Origin of the sequence: Maridesulfovibrio frigidus DSM 17176 (assembly GCF_000711735.1) — a bacterium.
GTDB classification, from domain to species: Bacteria; Desulfobacterota; Desulfovibrionia; order Desulfovibrionales; family Desulfovibrionaceae; genus Maridesulfovibrio; species Maridesulfovibrio frigidus.
Genome location: NZ_JONL01000001.1, coordinates 697,706 through 712,982 on the forward strand (window position 1 = coordinate 697,706; position 15,277 = coordinate 712,982).

Genomic DNA, 15,277 nt, shown 5'->3' on the forward strand with positions numbered 1-15,277 from the left:
TTGTAAATTGGGGTAGATAAAAATTTATTGAATCCAAAATTCGACGTCTTCGGACCACCAAGAGATATCCGGAAGCGAGGAAAGGTCATCCATGAAGGAGTTTAAGTTGCTAGAATCTAGCAAGTAATATCCGTCTTCAACCTTCAACGAATTGGTCAGGTCTAGATTTATTGTGTCATCCACGCCGATAATCTTAAATACCATGCGTCCTAGGGGCGGATCGACATCGTAAGAAGTAACCCCCCTCGAAACGTAAGATGGAAATCTGCGGGTTCTTTTAGCTGGAAAACTTTCTAATCTCAGTCCCGGTATAGGATATAAAAGTATAGCCTCCCCTTTTTCTGCTCCGGGCTCGTAATTGAAAATGTATAGCTTAGAATTAATGGGCGGCATAACGGAAAAACCCATTTTATCGCCAACATTAAACACTGGGACATTTGATCGTTTAAAAGGAATCCGATTTCCTCCGGCAATTTTATAAAGTTTAAGAGCCGAAGAACTCTTACCTTGATTGCCTATTCCTCTCCCGTTGCCAGTTAAAATGGCTGTAATATCCTCGACTGCTCCCGCAAATTTTGTGCGAGGTTTTCTAGTCTTCGAAAGCTGTTTTATCTCACTATTTGCAGACAAAGTTATAGAAGCCGAACTTACAGTACTACCGCTTTCCGGATTTACAATCTTTGTTGTAATTGAAATATCATCACCAGCTATCACATAGTTTCCAAGTACCAAAAGATCGGCTTGAAGCTTCTTTCGCATCCAGACGTTAAAGTCGAAAACACTGTCCTTATGCTCTTCCATTTCATTTCTTAAGCGCGCGATTTCGAACCTGTCCACAACATCCCAATTATGATCCTTAATGCCCACCAAACCAGATGAAACGTACTCAGCTATTCGCTTGCCAAGCATAGAGTCTTGCACGGCCCCTTGAGTTTTAAACTCCAGAACCGCAATCCTCTTATTAGCGAGTACGCCAGCAACACTCAAATTCTGCGCAAGTTCCTCCCCGGCCTCCTGCAAATTATCAGGAGAGCTGAAAAGTCCCGCACTGGTGTAGTTAACTGCAAATAAAGTAGAGAGAGAGCATACAACACAAAATATTAATAGCTTATTACGAATCATATTTTTTTACCTTAGCAAAGCAGCCTTCAATGAATATATTTAATTTATTTTGCTGAGCTTAAGAGGTTTGTTGGTAGTAATTTTAGGATTTTGTCCAAGATCCAGCGCGGATAATTTAGACTTCGCATATGTGAAAGCTTCCACAGTATCAACCCAGCCATCCTGATTGGTATCACCCGGCCCCATAAGTCCCTTTAGGAAAAAATAGCTGAAAGCCCCTTGCCTGCCAGGAGCATATTCTTCAGCAGGACGGTCCGCAGCAGAGGCGGTTATAAACTGCTTGTCACCAGAAATCAGGTTCTTTTTAACTCTAGGCTTAATCAGTTTCATTCCCGATGCACTTTTTCCAGAACCGGAAAAACAAGCATCGATAATTGTCACCATATTGTTGTTTTGAATTTTGGAGAAACGTTTATCAAGACCTGCAAGAGAAATAGCGGTGCGATCACTAAGTCCATCAAGGTTCGCCTCATATGGAATCAGCAATCCGTCTTTTATTGTAGTCTTATCTGTACCAAGCACAGGAGAGCCATGTCCCGAAAAATAAAAGACAACTTTGGCATTCGGATTCAAGCGGGCTTTGCGCTCAAGCCAATCGATATTATTTAAAATATTTCCAAGCGTTGCTTCTCGGTTTAGAAGAAGTTTTACGTGCGCAAAATCATTTTTAAATCCCCCCATACGTGTAAGCATGCGCTGCATCTGCTTGGCATCATTATCAGCATAGCGGGGACCGTTAATAGTCTGGTATTTACGAACACCAACAAGTACAGCATACGCCTGATCCGTAGCAGGAGCAGTCTTCGCATGTTTACTTAGAGCTAGTTCTTCGCTGGCTTGAGAGACTCTACCGCCAGTTGCAACAGCAACAAAAGTACTGTCTGGCAAAGGTGTGGGGAGCGGAATATCAGCAGAATCGTCCCACATAGCCATGATCATTTTATCTTTAGCTTCGGTAATTAATTTGGAACTAGGGTAACGGCTGCTCATGGCTACGATAGATTTAGTTGCACTTTCCTTATCGCCGCTCCTGAACAATTGCCACTTTTTTTCCACCATAAACCCAGCAGCTTTTTCAACACTAGCAGAACCGAGAATAGCAGATTCAGATGAAGCGTAAGTATGGGCTTTTTCATAATCCCCTTTGCGAAACAGCACTTCTAAAGTTAGTGCGACAGAACTTTTAGTCCTTCCACTCTTTTTAGCCCATGAAAGGGCTTCATCTGTTTTGCCAAGTTTAAACGCGAGCCACCCTAGGCTCTGGGCAAGTTTTTTATTCTTGGGAGTTTTTTGGTAAAGTGCTGACCATACCTCGTAAGCATTGTCAGGACGTTTATACTTATAGTACGCTTGTCCTAAATTAAAAGTAATTTTATCATCAGAAGGACACCATTTATGAGCTTGAAGCAGCCCAGCAAGTGACTTTTTAGGATTTTGTTCAAAACCGGCTACAGCCTTAACAGAAAATTCCTTAGCAACTGGACACATATCTCCTGCTGCAACAGTATTTCTTGCCAAAAAAATAAATGTAAATCCAGCCAGTACACACGAATAAAAGACCTTCTTCATATCGCTCCCCATATATTGTAAAGGATATTTAGATAATTTTGTAAGTCAAATAACGGCAAAAAGGAAGGAAGTTGTTGCTTAAAGAACCTTACGCATGAATCTTTTGGCAACATTCTCAAAAGGTATTTATCAAAACATTAAAGGAAGTTTAGACTAGAAATTTGCCAAAGAATGAAAATTCACAGCAGGACCTGAATACCGATTTTCGCAAGAATGGACAATGAGAGATTCTAATGGAGATCATAAAGACAAGCACGACTTAGGGTAACATCCGCCGCGCTTTGTTCTCTCTTAAGTATCGTTTCTAGAATATTTTATACCTAAAAAAAGCTGGTTATCAAAAGATAACCAGCTTTTTTTGGGAAAATTTTGCGAAGAAGATTTGCGGATATCCAATACACTTAATTTGATAACACCACTCCCCGAACAAAGCATCAGAAGACATCTGCAAAATCAGGGTAAGTTATTTTTCGCTCCCGAAACCGATGGCTGCGAGCAGCTCCTTTTTACGAACTGGTTTTGCCACAAAGTGGTCACATCCAGATTCAAAACATCTCATTTTATCGTCTTCAAAAGCGTTAGCTGTGAGAGCCACAATATGAACAGCGGGAATATTCTGTTCCTTTTCATAAGCACGTACAGCCATAGTGGCATCAATACCATCCATGACAGGCATCTGCATATCCATAAGTATTATGTCTATATCGCCTTCTTCTTTGTACATGTTCAATCCATCCAGACCATTATCGGCGATCAACAAAGTGTGCCCACTATCTTTCAGAAAATGCTCAATGAGCATTTGGTTACTTTCTGAATCTTCAACGATGAGTACCTTCTTGAAACCAGAATCTATGGTAATGCAAACTTCAGCCGGAACAGATTCTTCGTCCTCAGGAACGGGATGGCAAACCTCAAAGGGAAGAGTAAACGAAAACATCGTACCGTCGCCCAAACTACTTGTCACCTCAATGTGTCCGCCCATAAGCTCAAGTAATCGTTTCGATATGGTCAAACCAAGACCGGTACCTCCGTACTGACGGGTCGTTGAGGAATCGGCCTGAGTGAAGCTTTCAAAGACCGTTGCTATTTTTTCCTTCCCAATACCGATACCTGTATCACTGACACTGAAAGATACTTGGACATTTTGTTCATCACGGAAACTAGCACTGACTTCCACTTTTACGAGGCCTTCATTAGTGAATTTTATGGCATTACCAACCAAATTCATTAATATCTGCCTGACCCTTAGCTCATCCCCTTTAACCCAACGAGGAGTATTCTTGTGAACTAAACACTCAAATATAAGGCCTTCAGTTCTGGCTTTAACACTCATGATGCAGGCTACGCTGTCCAGTAGTTCGACCAGATTAAATTCGGTTTCATCGATGATAATCTGTCCAGCTTCAATCTTAGAAAAATCTAAAATTTCATTGATCAGCCGCAACAAGCCTTCTCCAGCTGATTTGAACATATTCACAATTTTATTCTGTTCACCAGTCAGATCAGTTTCAGACAGTATATCAGGCATGCCCATGATAAAGTTCAGAGGGGTACGTATTTCATGGCTCATGGTGGCAAGGAACCTGGACTTAGACTCGTTAGCAGAAAGAGCGGCTTCCTTCTCAATTTCTGCCTGCTCCTTGAGCTTGCGTTCAGAAATATCAGTTGCCATACCCTCCAGATAGACCTCGCCGTCTTCTCCGGTTACCAGTTGGCAATAAGTCGTCAAAAAACGGGATTCTCCGGACGGTAATGTCACTTCATATTCAAAGTCCCGTACGGATCCGTCTTGCTCAAGCTTCCGAAGAAGCTCCTTCCTTCTCTCGGGATCGGAATATAGATGGGCACCAATATCCTGCACACTATCTAGCAGTTCCTGAGGTGTACCAAATCCCACTAAACTAGCAAATGCCGGATTAACATTTATTAGTCTTCCAGCAACAGTTGTACGGAAAATACCTTCGGTCGCGTTCTCGAAAAAACCACGATAATTCTCTTCAGCCTGTCGTAAATTTATAATTAATTCTTGAATATCGTCTGTCATTTCGTTGAAAGTATGGGCCAATTGCCCAATCTCATCGCTAGATTCCTCTTTAAGGCGGCTATCTAGGTGCCCATCCTTAAACTTGCGTATCCCCTTGATCATATCAGTGATTTTATTGGTGAGAGTCGAGGCCATGAATACTGCGATGAAGATGACTATTACCACCATAAACAGAGTGGATACCATTATCTCTTTCGAGGTCTTAGACTGTGATAATTTTAAGTGCTGCTGAGTGTCGTCGTTTTGTTTTTTTAGCGTGGCTTGGAACTCGGCAGCGACACCAGCTATTTTTTCACCGGTTTCTGTTGCAGCCTTATGGAACTCATTAACATTAGCTCCGACAGTAATGAACCCGAACCCGCGCGGCCCTGAATAAATACCCGTGTGGTAAGGAATGGCTGCCGCCGTAGTTAACTTCCATATCCCACTCCACAGAATGACAAAAGAACCCGATCCACCATTTTTAGTAAGATTATTCCAGCCATCGCACTGAGGGGCAAAATTAAGATAACGGCAATCCAGCCCCACAAGCCCAGCATCCATCAACTCAATGGAAGGCTTTTTCTTAAGTGACTGATCTTTAAGCACCGGCGCTGTCTCTTCCCACTCCGAAATGGTCAGACCACTTTGTTCATAATCATCAAACATCCCTTTTGAAAGCCAAGGAATAGCGGGCTGCCCTGTCTCCGGATCATATCCAGTAATGAAATAGTCACGAGGGTGGGAGATGTTACGATCCTTGTAATCCCACATAAAAGCGTAGTTTCCAGAGGACGCATCAGAAATTGTAGTGTAGCGCTCAGCAGTAGGAATAATATAATCCGTGAACTCCATTATATGAGTATGATCTAAAGCCAAAGTTACGTACCCAGTTATACGCCCGTCCCTAACTACCGGAGTCGCCCACCGGACAACCCCCTGATAGCGTTTGCCCACAGGGTTTTCCTTACCCGCATAGCCCGCGTTTTCAGGATCAAAGGCAATACCTTTTTCCATCGCCCGGGCTTTAGTGAAAGCTCCGATGATAGGGCTTTTCTGATACGCTCCAATTACCTCGGAAACATAAATTTCTCCGGGAGCCAGCTTCTTAAGTTCTGAAAAATAATTTTCCGCCTTGCAATATGTATTGGCCGTATCCGAAACATTCTTTTTCTCATTCGGTAAAATGTCCGAGGAGGTAACCTTAACCAGCTCCATTCCATTTACGTCAACATAGGTCATTTCAAGAAACAAGGGGAGTTTTACGCGCGTTGCTGAATTATCCGGCAGACGTGAATGAAAATCCTTTGCATTATCAGAATTGCGGGACGCAATTACCGTCTCGGCAGGCAAAACAGAGTCTTCTGGAACCCAGGAGTCGCCAGCTTCGTTAAGAACCCAAACAGGAGGCTCCGTTATATATCCGGCTAGTGGAGTAAGAAATGTTTTATAGCTATCTTCAGTGGGGGGCAGGCTTGAGGCAAGAAGGATATCGTTATCTCTAGCATACAAAAATTCAGCAACATCTATGGCAGTGTCTGTAGTTAATCGTTCTATCGTTTCTCTGGACTTGAGATCCAAAGCCCGAATGGAGCTCTCCACAGCCATATCACTGATATTCGTTATAGTGCCTTGGGATTCAGTAGATAATTGAACAACTTTGTCTTCAACGCTATGACCTAAAATGGTGATACCATTCCACGCGACCCAAGCCAAAACTATCAAAGGCAAAACTTTGATGAGCACGAAAACAGCTATTAACTTACAGCGGATTCCAATTGAACGAGGCCAGCGCATACATAACTCCCTGAAATTCACGAACAAGACACAAGCAATATAATCTAAAATTACATAATATTATACCATACACTTCACTTACAAGCGTTATCCGTCTGTGGCAATTATTATAACGATAACCACACTGCTCCATCAAAAAACTATATACCGCAGCACCTCTTATACTTCTTGCCGCTTCCACACGGGCAAGCAGAATTGCGGCTTGGCTTGACAATACTGCGCCCCTTTTCCTGCTGAAGTAATATCTGCTTAATTTCTGGTACCGGCCGGCCAGCGCGAACAAGCTGCGCCATGATATCCATATAAGGAGCCATATAGGTGAATATTTGCTTGTATGCAGTGCAAAGATAGCTCACCGCTGCGGTTCCATCTGAAGACGGATTAAACCTATGCTTAGGGCAATCTCCATGGCAGACAAACCGCACTTCACACTTGGTGCAACATTCGGCAAGAGCCATCAGTTTATCGTCCCCAAACCGGACTTGAACCTCAGACTCCATAAGCTCTGCCAAAGGAGCTTCTAAAATATTGCCTAACTTATGTTGGGGGTAAACATAATGATCACAAGAATAGATATCACCGTTATGTTCTAATGCTCCGGCTTGCCCACACTTTGGCGAAAAATGACAAAGTCCTGAACCTGCGCCAAGCCAATTACCTAGCGTAACGTCAAAGAACTGAATAAAAAATTCTCCGACATCGTTATGGACCCACTCATTAAATATGCTGATATAAAACGATGCGAATTGGTCTGGCAAAACGCTCCACGAAGTAAGCTTCAAATTCTCCGGGGAATCGACAGAGGAAGGAGGAATGGCCAAATTAAGCCCAAGATCTTTTGAACTCTGCCCAGGCATACGCTCAACGGCAGGGATGAACTGCATATGGCCATCGCCGATGCTCTTAAGGAATCGATAAACCTCAAGAGGGTGACGAGAATTTAATCTATTGATAACGGTTAGTGTATTAAACTCAATTCCATATTTCTTGAGATTTTCCACCCCATTCATTACAGAGTCAAATGTCGGCCGGCCACCTACTGTAACCCGATACCGATCATGCAATTCTCTTGGTCCATCAATACTTATGCCGACAAGAAAGTTATTCTCTTTAAGAAAAGCGCACCACTCATCCGTTAGCAATGTACCGTTGGTCTGAATGGAATTGGTTATGTTTTTGCCAGCACAATATTTTCGCTGCAAATTGATCGCAGACCGAAAGAATTCAATTTCCATCAGCGTAGGTTCACCGCCCTGCCACGCAAATTGAACTTCCGGCCCTTCCTGCGATTCTATATACTGCCGAACGTACTCCTCAAGAACTTCCAAGGACATTCTGTGTGAATCGTGACCACCATATAAGCTGTGCTTTTCGGTGTAGAAACAGTATTTGCAACCAAGATTGCATGACGCACCCGTGGGCTTAGCCATTACTTGAAAATGCACAGTTACCCCCGCACGTTCAAACCGGCTAACGTTTCAGCTTTATTCATCACAGTACAAACCTGTCAAAGGTCCAGTTTACGCCTTCTATATTGGGTAAAAATGAGCCATCATCCGCGCCTACTTCATGTGCAATCAATTCATTCATTTTCTTGTTCATGGTAAGCAGGAGTTCAGAGTTTTCCGAATCATAAGCAAGGTTTTTCAGCTCATGTGGATCACTTTTTAGATCGTATAATTCAACATCATTAACTTCATAAATTTCGGCAATTGTCTTAGGAGTGTTGTGTTCCTGAGGATTAAAATACCTGCTGAACTTATATTGTCCGTCAAACACACTTCGAATGGCAGACCGTTTCTTTGTATCGGGCCTCGGCATATTTTCAAAGGTCAATTTAGTTCCGGCAGCTAATTCCGCAGCGACCTTCCCCATCCAATCTGCATCCATAAACGCCCACATGTTGTAGCAATACAATGTGCCATTGCGGACAGCGTTCATACTCGCTTTCTCGGGTTGCTCCAGCAAAGGCGAAAAGTCATTCCCTTTGAGCGGATCCGTAATTTTCTTTTCCAACTTTTTATCACTGCCAGTCATGCCTAAAATTGTCGGTATTAAGTCGAGGTGAGACGTAATGGACTTACACTTTTTGCCGCCTTTAATATCTGGGTGGTAAACAATAAACGGAACATTATCCTGTTCCTGATAGGCCGTCGCACCCTTGCCGGACATACCATGTCCACCGCAAAGTTCTCCATGATCAGACGTAAATATGACTATCGTGTCATCCAGCATTCCAAGATTCTCAAGTTCCGTTAGCAGAATATCCACCGAACGGTCGTTGTCGCTGATACAGTTTAGATAATAGTCCTGCAGCTTCTTCCAACGCTTGTCCTCATTGGGAAAATGTCCGGTGAGGTACGTCTGAGACTTCTGATATTCATAGTGAGCATTGGGCCGCCCCGGCTCATCCCACGGTTGTTTGCGACTCGGCGACAGGGGAACATTCCATTCCTTCTTGTATACTCTGTCGTCAGGGGCAGGTTCAATGTCACACGATAATTTAGTGCTGCTCTGAACATCCTCACCGGGTCCATCAGTATCGTAAAACATAACATCATGCGGGTTAACGAGCCCCACTGTCAGGAACCACGGAGCATCTTCTGCGCTTAGTTTTTTTCCCTTGGTCCGCAACCACGTTTGCGCCGTAGCCGTTACAAACTGATCATAGTCATATCCACCTCGGGTCATGCCTATTTCATCGCCTATACCGGTGAAATCCGAAAAGCCGTATTTATCCATGATATCATGGCCGATAAGCTTATAACCTTTTTCAGTATCAACCGGCTCGTGTAATTCGCGATTAAGATGCCATTTGCCTTGGTACGCAGTATAGTATCCAGCATCGCGCATCATATGGCCCACAGTAGGAATGTCGTATGACATATCCGATATCCATGGAAAGTCAGTATTATCAAACATTTTGGTGTGCTGAATATGCTGGCCTGTGAAAATTACAGAACGCGATGGAGTACAAACCATTGAACAAACTTGGTGATTCTCAAAGGTTGTTCCCATCTTGGTAAGTTTATCCCTTGCAGGCCAGTGCCCTTTGCCAATCAAATCAGGCATATACCTTTCCTGATCAGTCAGGATCAAGAGAACATTATAAGGCTTGGCTTTCATCTTTCCTGCTGGTTTATTTTTTCTGATAGGCGAACTTTTCGCAGCACTTTCGCTAGGGGCCATTGCCATTGCTCCAAGTGCTATCGATGCCATCCCCGCTGTCTGAAGAAAATTGCGACGACTTAAGGATGGTTCGGATTGATTCTCTTTTTTATCTGAAAACGACATTGGTTACTTCCTGCCTTCCGGCCCCACATGCTTCAGCATTTTGTGGGTAAACGGATCATACATAGCATAATCCGGTGCATATGAAATAGTTCCCCAGTCCAATATGATCTTAACAGCTTCAAGCGCAATGGCGGCGCTCTGCATCCAGACCATGGGTGCGAAGGTGGAGAAATTACCACCCATCATTTTTTCTGCGCCATCCTCATTATAAAAGGATAGAACCCCCTCAATTCCAGCATAAGTCTTAATCAACTCCTCAACCAACTTGTCCTTTTGTTCAGTGGACATGTTGTAGAGTTCCTCAATGCTCATATCCTCGGTACCAAAACCGTAGAAAGTCTCGAAAGGGACACTGTTTTTATCAAAAACGCGGACATTAAGGTACGGCATAGCCACAGATTCAACCATGGGAAGGCCAGCTTCCATACACCTTCTGGCGACATGAATGGAAGGAATAATATCATCAATACACATAAGCACGACCTCGGCCCCTTCAAGCATCTGCCCTATTGAGTCGTCATCGGTTACGTAAAATTCTTCGAGCCTCAGCTCTGGGTTAACGTCAAGCAGGAACCGTTTAGTGGCATCAACTTTATGCTCCCCGAGAGTAGAATTATAGCAATGAAGCTGACGATTCAAATTAGACGCTTCAAAATGGTCGATATCCACAATGCGCAATCCGCCCACACCGCTTCGGACAAGTATCTCAGCCGAAACAGATCCGAGCGCACCAACTCCAAAGACAGGTATGGTAGAATTTCTAAGCTTCTCCTGCCTTTCCTTACCTAGAATACCAAGATTTCTCTCAACCATTTTTGAGTAATAGCTACCTTCGGACATAAATAACCCCTATATTTACATAATAAAATTTGTCATACAGGACAAAGAGCCCAAACACAAAGCAAACCATATATAATTACAATAATTTACAAATAAAACAATAGGACCATAGTCTTTTCTTATGAATGACATGGATAAAGACGAAATACAACAACACCTCGCAGCTCATGTAGAGGTTCCGTACGATATCCAGTTTATTGCCGTAGTGCTGGACTGGGCCACCGAAATAGTCAAGATTGCCGGCGGTGAAAAAGATGAATCCGAAGGGATCAGACTTGCTCTCGAAGAGACTCTTGTCTTTATATTCAAAAGCTATCCAGATGCGGAAGATTGGGAACTTGTCCGCGTGACTCTCCAGCTATTAATGGATGGTCAGGTGGAGATATCCCTATCCAATGCCGGACCTCCAGTGCATATGGATAAAATCCCGACCTATGATCCTACGACACCTGCAGAATCTAATCTGGGCGGGTTATGGCATTTTCTAGCCGAAAAATCTGTCGATGATCTCGAATTTAAGAATCTAGGCATGGACGGATGGCGCGTATACATAAGAAAGAAACTCGCGAATCATGCATATGAAAAAATGCTGCTAACACCCGCCGAATCAATGCAGGAAGCCAAAAAGAAATTTAAATTCACTACCCGCGTAGCAACACCAGACGATGCAGCTGCGCTCATTGACCTGACCTACGACACCTACAGATATTCTTACCCAGACGATGAATTTTATCATAAATCCCGTCTTGCAAAAGATATATCCGAAGGCAAACTCATCTGCTTACTCGTGGAATCAGACGGCGTTATAGTAGGAAATTCAACTTATTCTTTCTCAAAAGAATCTCCTACATACTCCTGCTCAGGAGCACTAATGATCCGGCCAGAGTTTAGAACCACTCGCGCAATCATTTTTCTTCTCCGCGAAATATGCAGTTTCATGGCTGATAACCCTATTCAGGTTGATTTATTCTACGCCAATATAGTGACCGCACATAAAGCCTCTCAGAAAGTTTCAGAAAAAGGAGGGTCGACACCTCTAGCCCTTCTTCTGTCTATAGGCACGCCTGCTGACTACCAGGGTTTAAAAGTTCAAATTGATCAAAGGGAGCATTTTCTACTCTGTGCCATGATGGCTACCCCTCCCACAATGGACAGACTCTACTTGCCTGAAAAACACCATAGAGTGATGTCCCCCATGCTGAATAGATTCGGATGCAGAGCTGAACTTATAGAAACATACACCACAACCTTTGCTGACAGCACGACCTTTGATACAGACGAAGACCCACTCGAAAGAACCGCATACGTTACAGTAAAAACCATAAGCGAAGACTGGATAAACAAGTTTAGGCAAAAAAAATTCTTCCTTTTTGCCAACGGCATCAAAGTAGCTCTTTTTCTTGTTCCGGCATGGGAAGAGCTTCCTCCAGACCTTGAAAATAAAATGGGACAGCTCAACGCTATTTTTACTGGTGTAAAACCTATTTCAGTCTCAAAATTCTACCTTGTTTATATAGCTTTAACTTACGCAGTAGACTTTGAATCAATCAATCTCCATGATCCTCTTGCTGAAAATCTAAAGACGCACGTCCAGAAACTCTACAGTGAAATGCTGGAAATGTAGGAGAGAAGTTTGACTCAAGTCTCGCAAAAAACCAGAAACGGCATGTCCATCAAAGGTTTTAGCCTAGCGCTCGCAGCGCTGAGCAGTGTAGTCTGGATGGGAACCAGTATTTTTATACCGGGCTTGCCAGAAATAGGACGTGATCTGTCCATGAGCAGTCAAGAGCTCAGCGCAACACTTACGCTCTATTTCGTCAGCTTTGCTGCAGTAATGATTGTGGCGGGACCTCTGTCTGACGCGTGGGGACGACGGAACTTCGTTCTCACAGGACTAGCTCTGTTTTGTCTGGGCAGTTTAGTGTGTCCTATGGCAGACAGCGGTACTGTTTTTCTGGCTGGGCGGGTAATTCAAGGACTTGGCGTGGGACTGATTCAAGTTCCTACATTAGCAATGGTTCGAGATGAATGCCCGGGACCCGAAGCATACACAGTACTAGGACTGCTTGGCGCGATGACCGCGCTTATCCCTATACTATCTATGCTTATAGGCGGAGTGGTCATAGAATATGTCGGGTGGCGTGTTGTCTTTTACATTCTGACAGGTGTGTCCATCGCGAGCGGCTTTGCATCCATTTACTTAGGTGAAACTCTCCCGAAGGAAAATCGACCGCCCAGAGTAGACTTCGCTGGCAGCCTGAAAAATTACCGAGATATCCTCCTTTCCAATCAGATATTATTGGTAGCAGGACCTCTACTAATGTTCGCAGTATTTCAAGGAGCCTACCTTGTAATCACCCCACTATCTCTACAAACAGATTTCGGCCTAACTCCGACCGGATTCGCCATAGCCAACATACTAATCATAGCGGGTATTATTGCTGGTCAATTATCAGCTGTAAGGGCCGTTAAGAAATTTCCCCCGAAAAAGCTCTTTGTACTCGGTGCAGTTATCGGCCTCGCTGGCAGCGTGCTGTTTTCAGCTTTAGACATGACTTCATCTATGTCACATGTCATTATCTTCATGGCCCCTTTGACTCTTTTAGGATTCAGCTTCGGATTCATCGAGCCAATCAGTTTAAAGTCGCTGTTCGCTAAATTTAAAGAGACTTCAGGCATGGCATCAGCCTCATACGTCAGCCTTCTACTTATATGCCAAGGTATAGGAAGCACTGTCGCAGGAATGCTCATGGACGGTTCCTTTTCCCCGCAGAACACGCTATCTATAATGATTACCCCTCTGGGAATCCTAATGGTGGTGCTGACGTTTAGTGGGCGGGATAAGTTGCTTTAGCTGGAAATTCTTTCACTACACGCTTCAATCGTGCATGCTCTGCGGAGTGCTTTGTTAATTCAGGGCAACTAATTGATGCCATGTAAGCCTCTTCATTTGAAAAATGAAAAACGGTGTACTCGCGCAAACACGACATTGCGCGTGTTAGTTTATCCCTGTCAGAAAAGTCACAAGATATTTTAATGATAGAATTTGCTATCTTAATCAGCCTCTTATGCTCATCATCAATAGACTTAACGCCAACGCTCAAAGAATCAACCCATTCTAATTTACCCATTTAGCACTCCCAAAATAACATAAAGTTGATCATAACCTTATCGCCACTATTCTTTTTAGCATCCATGCAGATGACCTACAAATCAACATCAAAACCAGTCATTCCAATCATAGTATGCCCTAAAATCATACTTTACATTTGTAGCTAATGGAATCTCAGAACTCGTATAGCCCTATTAAATATTATCATCAGGGTACAAAACCCTAGCTGCGCGCCAGAAAACTTCTTCGGCATTACCCGCCGCAGAATCGGTATTAACAATCACTGCGAAATAATGATTCTTGTACTTATTAACTATAACTTTATATCCATTGATCTCCCCTGCATGTCCGATAGCGCCCTTGTGATAAGATAATCCAAGACCGTAACCAGCCGTGCCACCATTTAGTGGCCCTCCGGTGGTCATTGAAACAAAATCCATCATTTGAATCGTTGAGTACTCGGTGAGTAATTTCATTTCATGTATTGACTCAATCCATTGCAGCATGTTCGGCAACGTACTAATCATATTGCCAGCTGAAAAAGCAATCGTAGGAGAATATAAAGTCGCGTCTACCCAAGTACCGCTATCGTCTTTATATCCACTTATATATTCCAAAGGAACGGCCCTATTCTCGCCAGCTGGAACAGATGTATCGGTCAAGCCCAAAGGTTCTATAATTTTAGTCGTTATCAATTCTTTGAAACTTGAACCTCCTGCTTTTTCAGCAATAAGTCCTAGAATTACAAAATTTGTATTTGAGTAATTCCAGCCAGCACCCGGAGCAAAATTATTCGGGGTTGCACTGTCGCGCGCATAAGAAACAAGCTCTTCTGGCAAAAATTCTTGAGTAGAGTCCGCAGTATAACGGGCATAAAAAGTCCCGGTTCCTGTATAGGACGTTATTCCAGCAGTCATATTCAGTAGTTGGCGGATTGTTATGATATCACTGTTTGGGTAATATCCAACTCCCATCCAGTCATCAATAGTATCCTCTAAACGCAAGAGCCCCTCCTCAACCATTTTTAGTATGAGGGTGGCTGTATAAGATTTTGTCATACTGCCAATGCGCGTATACAAATATGTTCTCATTTCAAAATCGGATGAACCGGCCCATGCGGTGGAAACAAAAAATGAAGGGAAGAAATCTTTATCTGATGTCCCTTTAACATCCGCTACATTTGAGGCGAAAGTTGCAATTCCCGTAGCCCCCATCCAAGTCGCGCCGCCTACTTCTCGAACAGCCAGTGCCCCGCCTGGAAATCCAAAATCAGCCTTAGATTGATCAAGTGATGCTTGTAAGGCCTTTGCCTGATCGGCAGGAAAATCAGTACCGCTATTGCCGCAACCACGCGCTCCCATTATTGATATGGCAGAAAACACAATAATCGCTGACATGAAAATTTTGCGTAAAGTCGTATGGCTAGAGTTAAATTTTGAATTATGCGGAGAGAAAGTATCTTTAAAAATATCTAGCGTGTGTTTGGATGTAAAGTTCATTTTATCCTTTAAAATAGTCGA

Annotated in this window: 10 protein-coding genes; 2 read left to right on the forward strand and 8 right to left on the reverse strand. The window is 43.4% G+C overall.

Translation table 11 applies throughout. From position 1 onward, the window contains the following. Positions 1-24 precede the first annotated feature (24 nt). The 6 genes from BR06_RS0103320 to BR06_RS0103345 all read right to left on the reverse strand — a co-directional run bounded on the left by BR06_RS0103320 (position 25) and on the right by BR06_RS0103345 (position 10,645). Complete coding sequence (locus BR06_RS0103320) at positions 25-1,122, reverse strand: FlgO family outer membrane protein (RefSeq protein ID WP_031480105.1); 1,098 nt, start codon at positions 1,120-1,122, stop codon at positions 25-27. Between the two features lie 39 nt (positions 1,123-1,161). Beyond that, positions 1,162-2,691 (reverse strand): caspase family protein, encoded by a 1,530-nt coding sequence (locus BR06_RS0103325; RefSeq protein ID WP_031480107.1) that lies wholly within the window; start codon positions 2,689-2,691, stop codon positions 1,162-1,164. Between the two features lie 463 nt (positions 2,692-3,154). After that, the gene (locus BR06_RS19565) at positions 3,155-6,511 is read right to left on the reverse strand and encodes an ATP-binding protein (protein WP_051676887.1); all 3,357 of its coding nucleotides are present in this window, start codon (positions 6,509-6,511) and stop codon (positions 3,155-3,157) included. A 140-nt stretch (positions 6,512-6,651) separates the two neighbouring features. Further along, positions 6,652-7,956: an anaerobic sulfatase maturase gene (locus BR06_RS0103335; RefSeq protein ID WP_211252462.1), complete on the reverse strand. Its 1,305-nt coding sequence runs from the start codon at positions 7,954-7,956 to the stop codon at positions 6,652-6,654. Between the two features lie 46 nt (positions 7,957-8,002). Further along, positions 8,003-9,805, reverse strand: a complete 1,803-nt coding sequence (locus BR06_RS0103340) for a sulfatase-like hydrolase/transferase (protein ID WP_031480113.1) — start codon at positions 9,803-9,805, stop codon at positions 8,003-8,005. 3 nt (positions 9,806-9,808) lie between these two features. Next, complete coding sequence (locus BR06_RS0103345) at positions 9,809-10,645, reverse strand: tRNA threonylcarbamoyladenosine dehydratase (RefSeq protein WP_031480115.1); 837 nt, start codon at positions 10,643-10,645, stop codon at positions 9,809-9,811. A 121-nt stretch (positions 10,646-10,766) separates the two neighbouring features. Between BR06_RS0103345 and BR06_RS0103350 the strand changes: the two genes are divergently transcribed. Beyond that, the gene (locus BR06_RS0103350; protein WP_031480117.1) at positions 10,767-12,269 is read left to right on the forward strand and encodes a hypothetical protein; all 1,503 of its coding nucleotides are present in this window, start codon (positions 10,767-10,769) and stop codon (positions 12,267-12,269) included. Between the two features lie 9 nt (positions 12,270-12,278). Beyond that, the gene (locus tag BR06_RS19570) at positions 12,279-13,499 is read left to right on the forward strand and encodes an MFS transporter (protein WP_051676888.1); all 1,221 of its coding nucleotides are present in this window, start codon (positions 12,279-12,281) and stop codon (positions 13,497-13,499) included. On the opposite strand, the gene BR06_RS0103360 is transcribed toward BR06_RS19570, so the two are convergent. Together BR06_RS0103360 and BR06_RS0103365 are read right to left on the reverse strand one after the other, a co-directional pair. Next, positions 13,474-13,776, reverse strand: coding sequence for a bacteriohemerythrin (locus BR06_RS0103360; protein ID WP_051676889.1), 303 nt, complete (start codon positions 13,774-13,776; stop codon positions 13,474-13,476). The genes BR06_RS19570 and BR06_RS0103360 overlap by 26 nt on opposite strands. Positions 13,777-13,951: 175 nt before the next feature. Further along, positions 13,952-15,154 carry a serine hydrolase domain-containing protein gene (locus BR06_RS0103365; protein WP_031480123.1) on the reverse strand — a complete coding sequence of 401 codons (1,203 nt, stop codon included), beginning with the start codon at positions 15,152-15,154 and terminating at the stop codon, positions 13,952-13,954. Positions 15,155-15,277: the final 123 nt, after the last annotated feature.

What these genes read in the sequence shown, in the direction of transcription:
- BR06_RS0103320 (WP_031480105.1), bottom strand. Translation starts at nt 1,122, where the DNA reads ATGATTCGTAATAAGCTATTAATATTTTGTGTTGTATGCTCTCTCTCT.
- BR06_RS0103325 (WP_031480107.1), bottom strand. Translation starts at nt 2,691, where the DNA reads ATGAAGAAGGTCTTTTATTCGTGTGTACTGGCTGGATTTACATTTATT.
- BR06_RS19565 (WP_051676887.1), bottom strand. Translation starts at nt 6,511, where the DNA reads ATGCGCTGGCCTCGTTCAATTGGAATCCGCTGTAAGTTAATAGCTGTT.
- BR06_RS0103340 (WP_031480113.1), bottom strand. Translation starts at nt 9,805, where the DNA reads ATGTCGTTTTCAGATAAAAAAGAGAATCAATCCGAACCATCCTTAAGT.
- BR06_RS0103345 (WP_031480115.1), bottom strand. Translation starts at nt 10,645, where the DNA reads ATGTCCGAAGGTAGCTATTACTCAAAAATGGTTGAGAGAAATCTTGGT.
- BR06_RS0103350 (WP_031480117.1), top strand. Translation starts at nt 10,767, where the DNA reads ATGAATGACATGGATAAAGACGAAATACAACAACACCTCGCAGCTCAT.
- BR06_RS0103360 (WP_051676889.1), bottom strand. Translation starts at nt 13,776, where the DNA reads ATGGGTAAATTAGAATGGGTTGATTCTTTGAGCGTTGGCGTTAAGTCT.
- BR06_RS0103365 (WP_031480123.1), bottom strand. Translation starts at nt 15,154, where the DNA reads ATGTCAGCGATTATTGTGTTTTCTGCCATATCAATAATGGGAGCGCGT.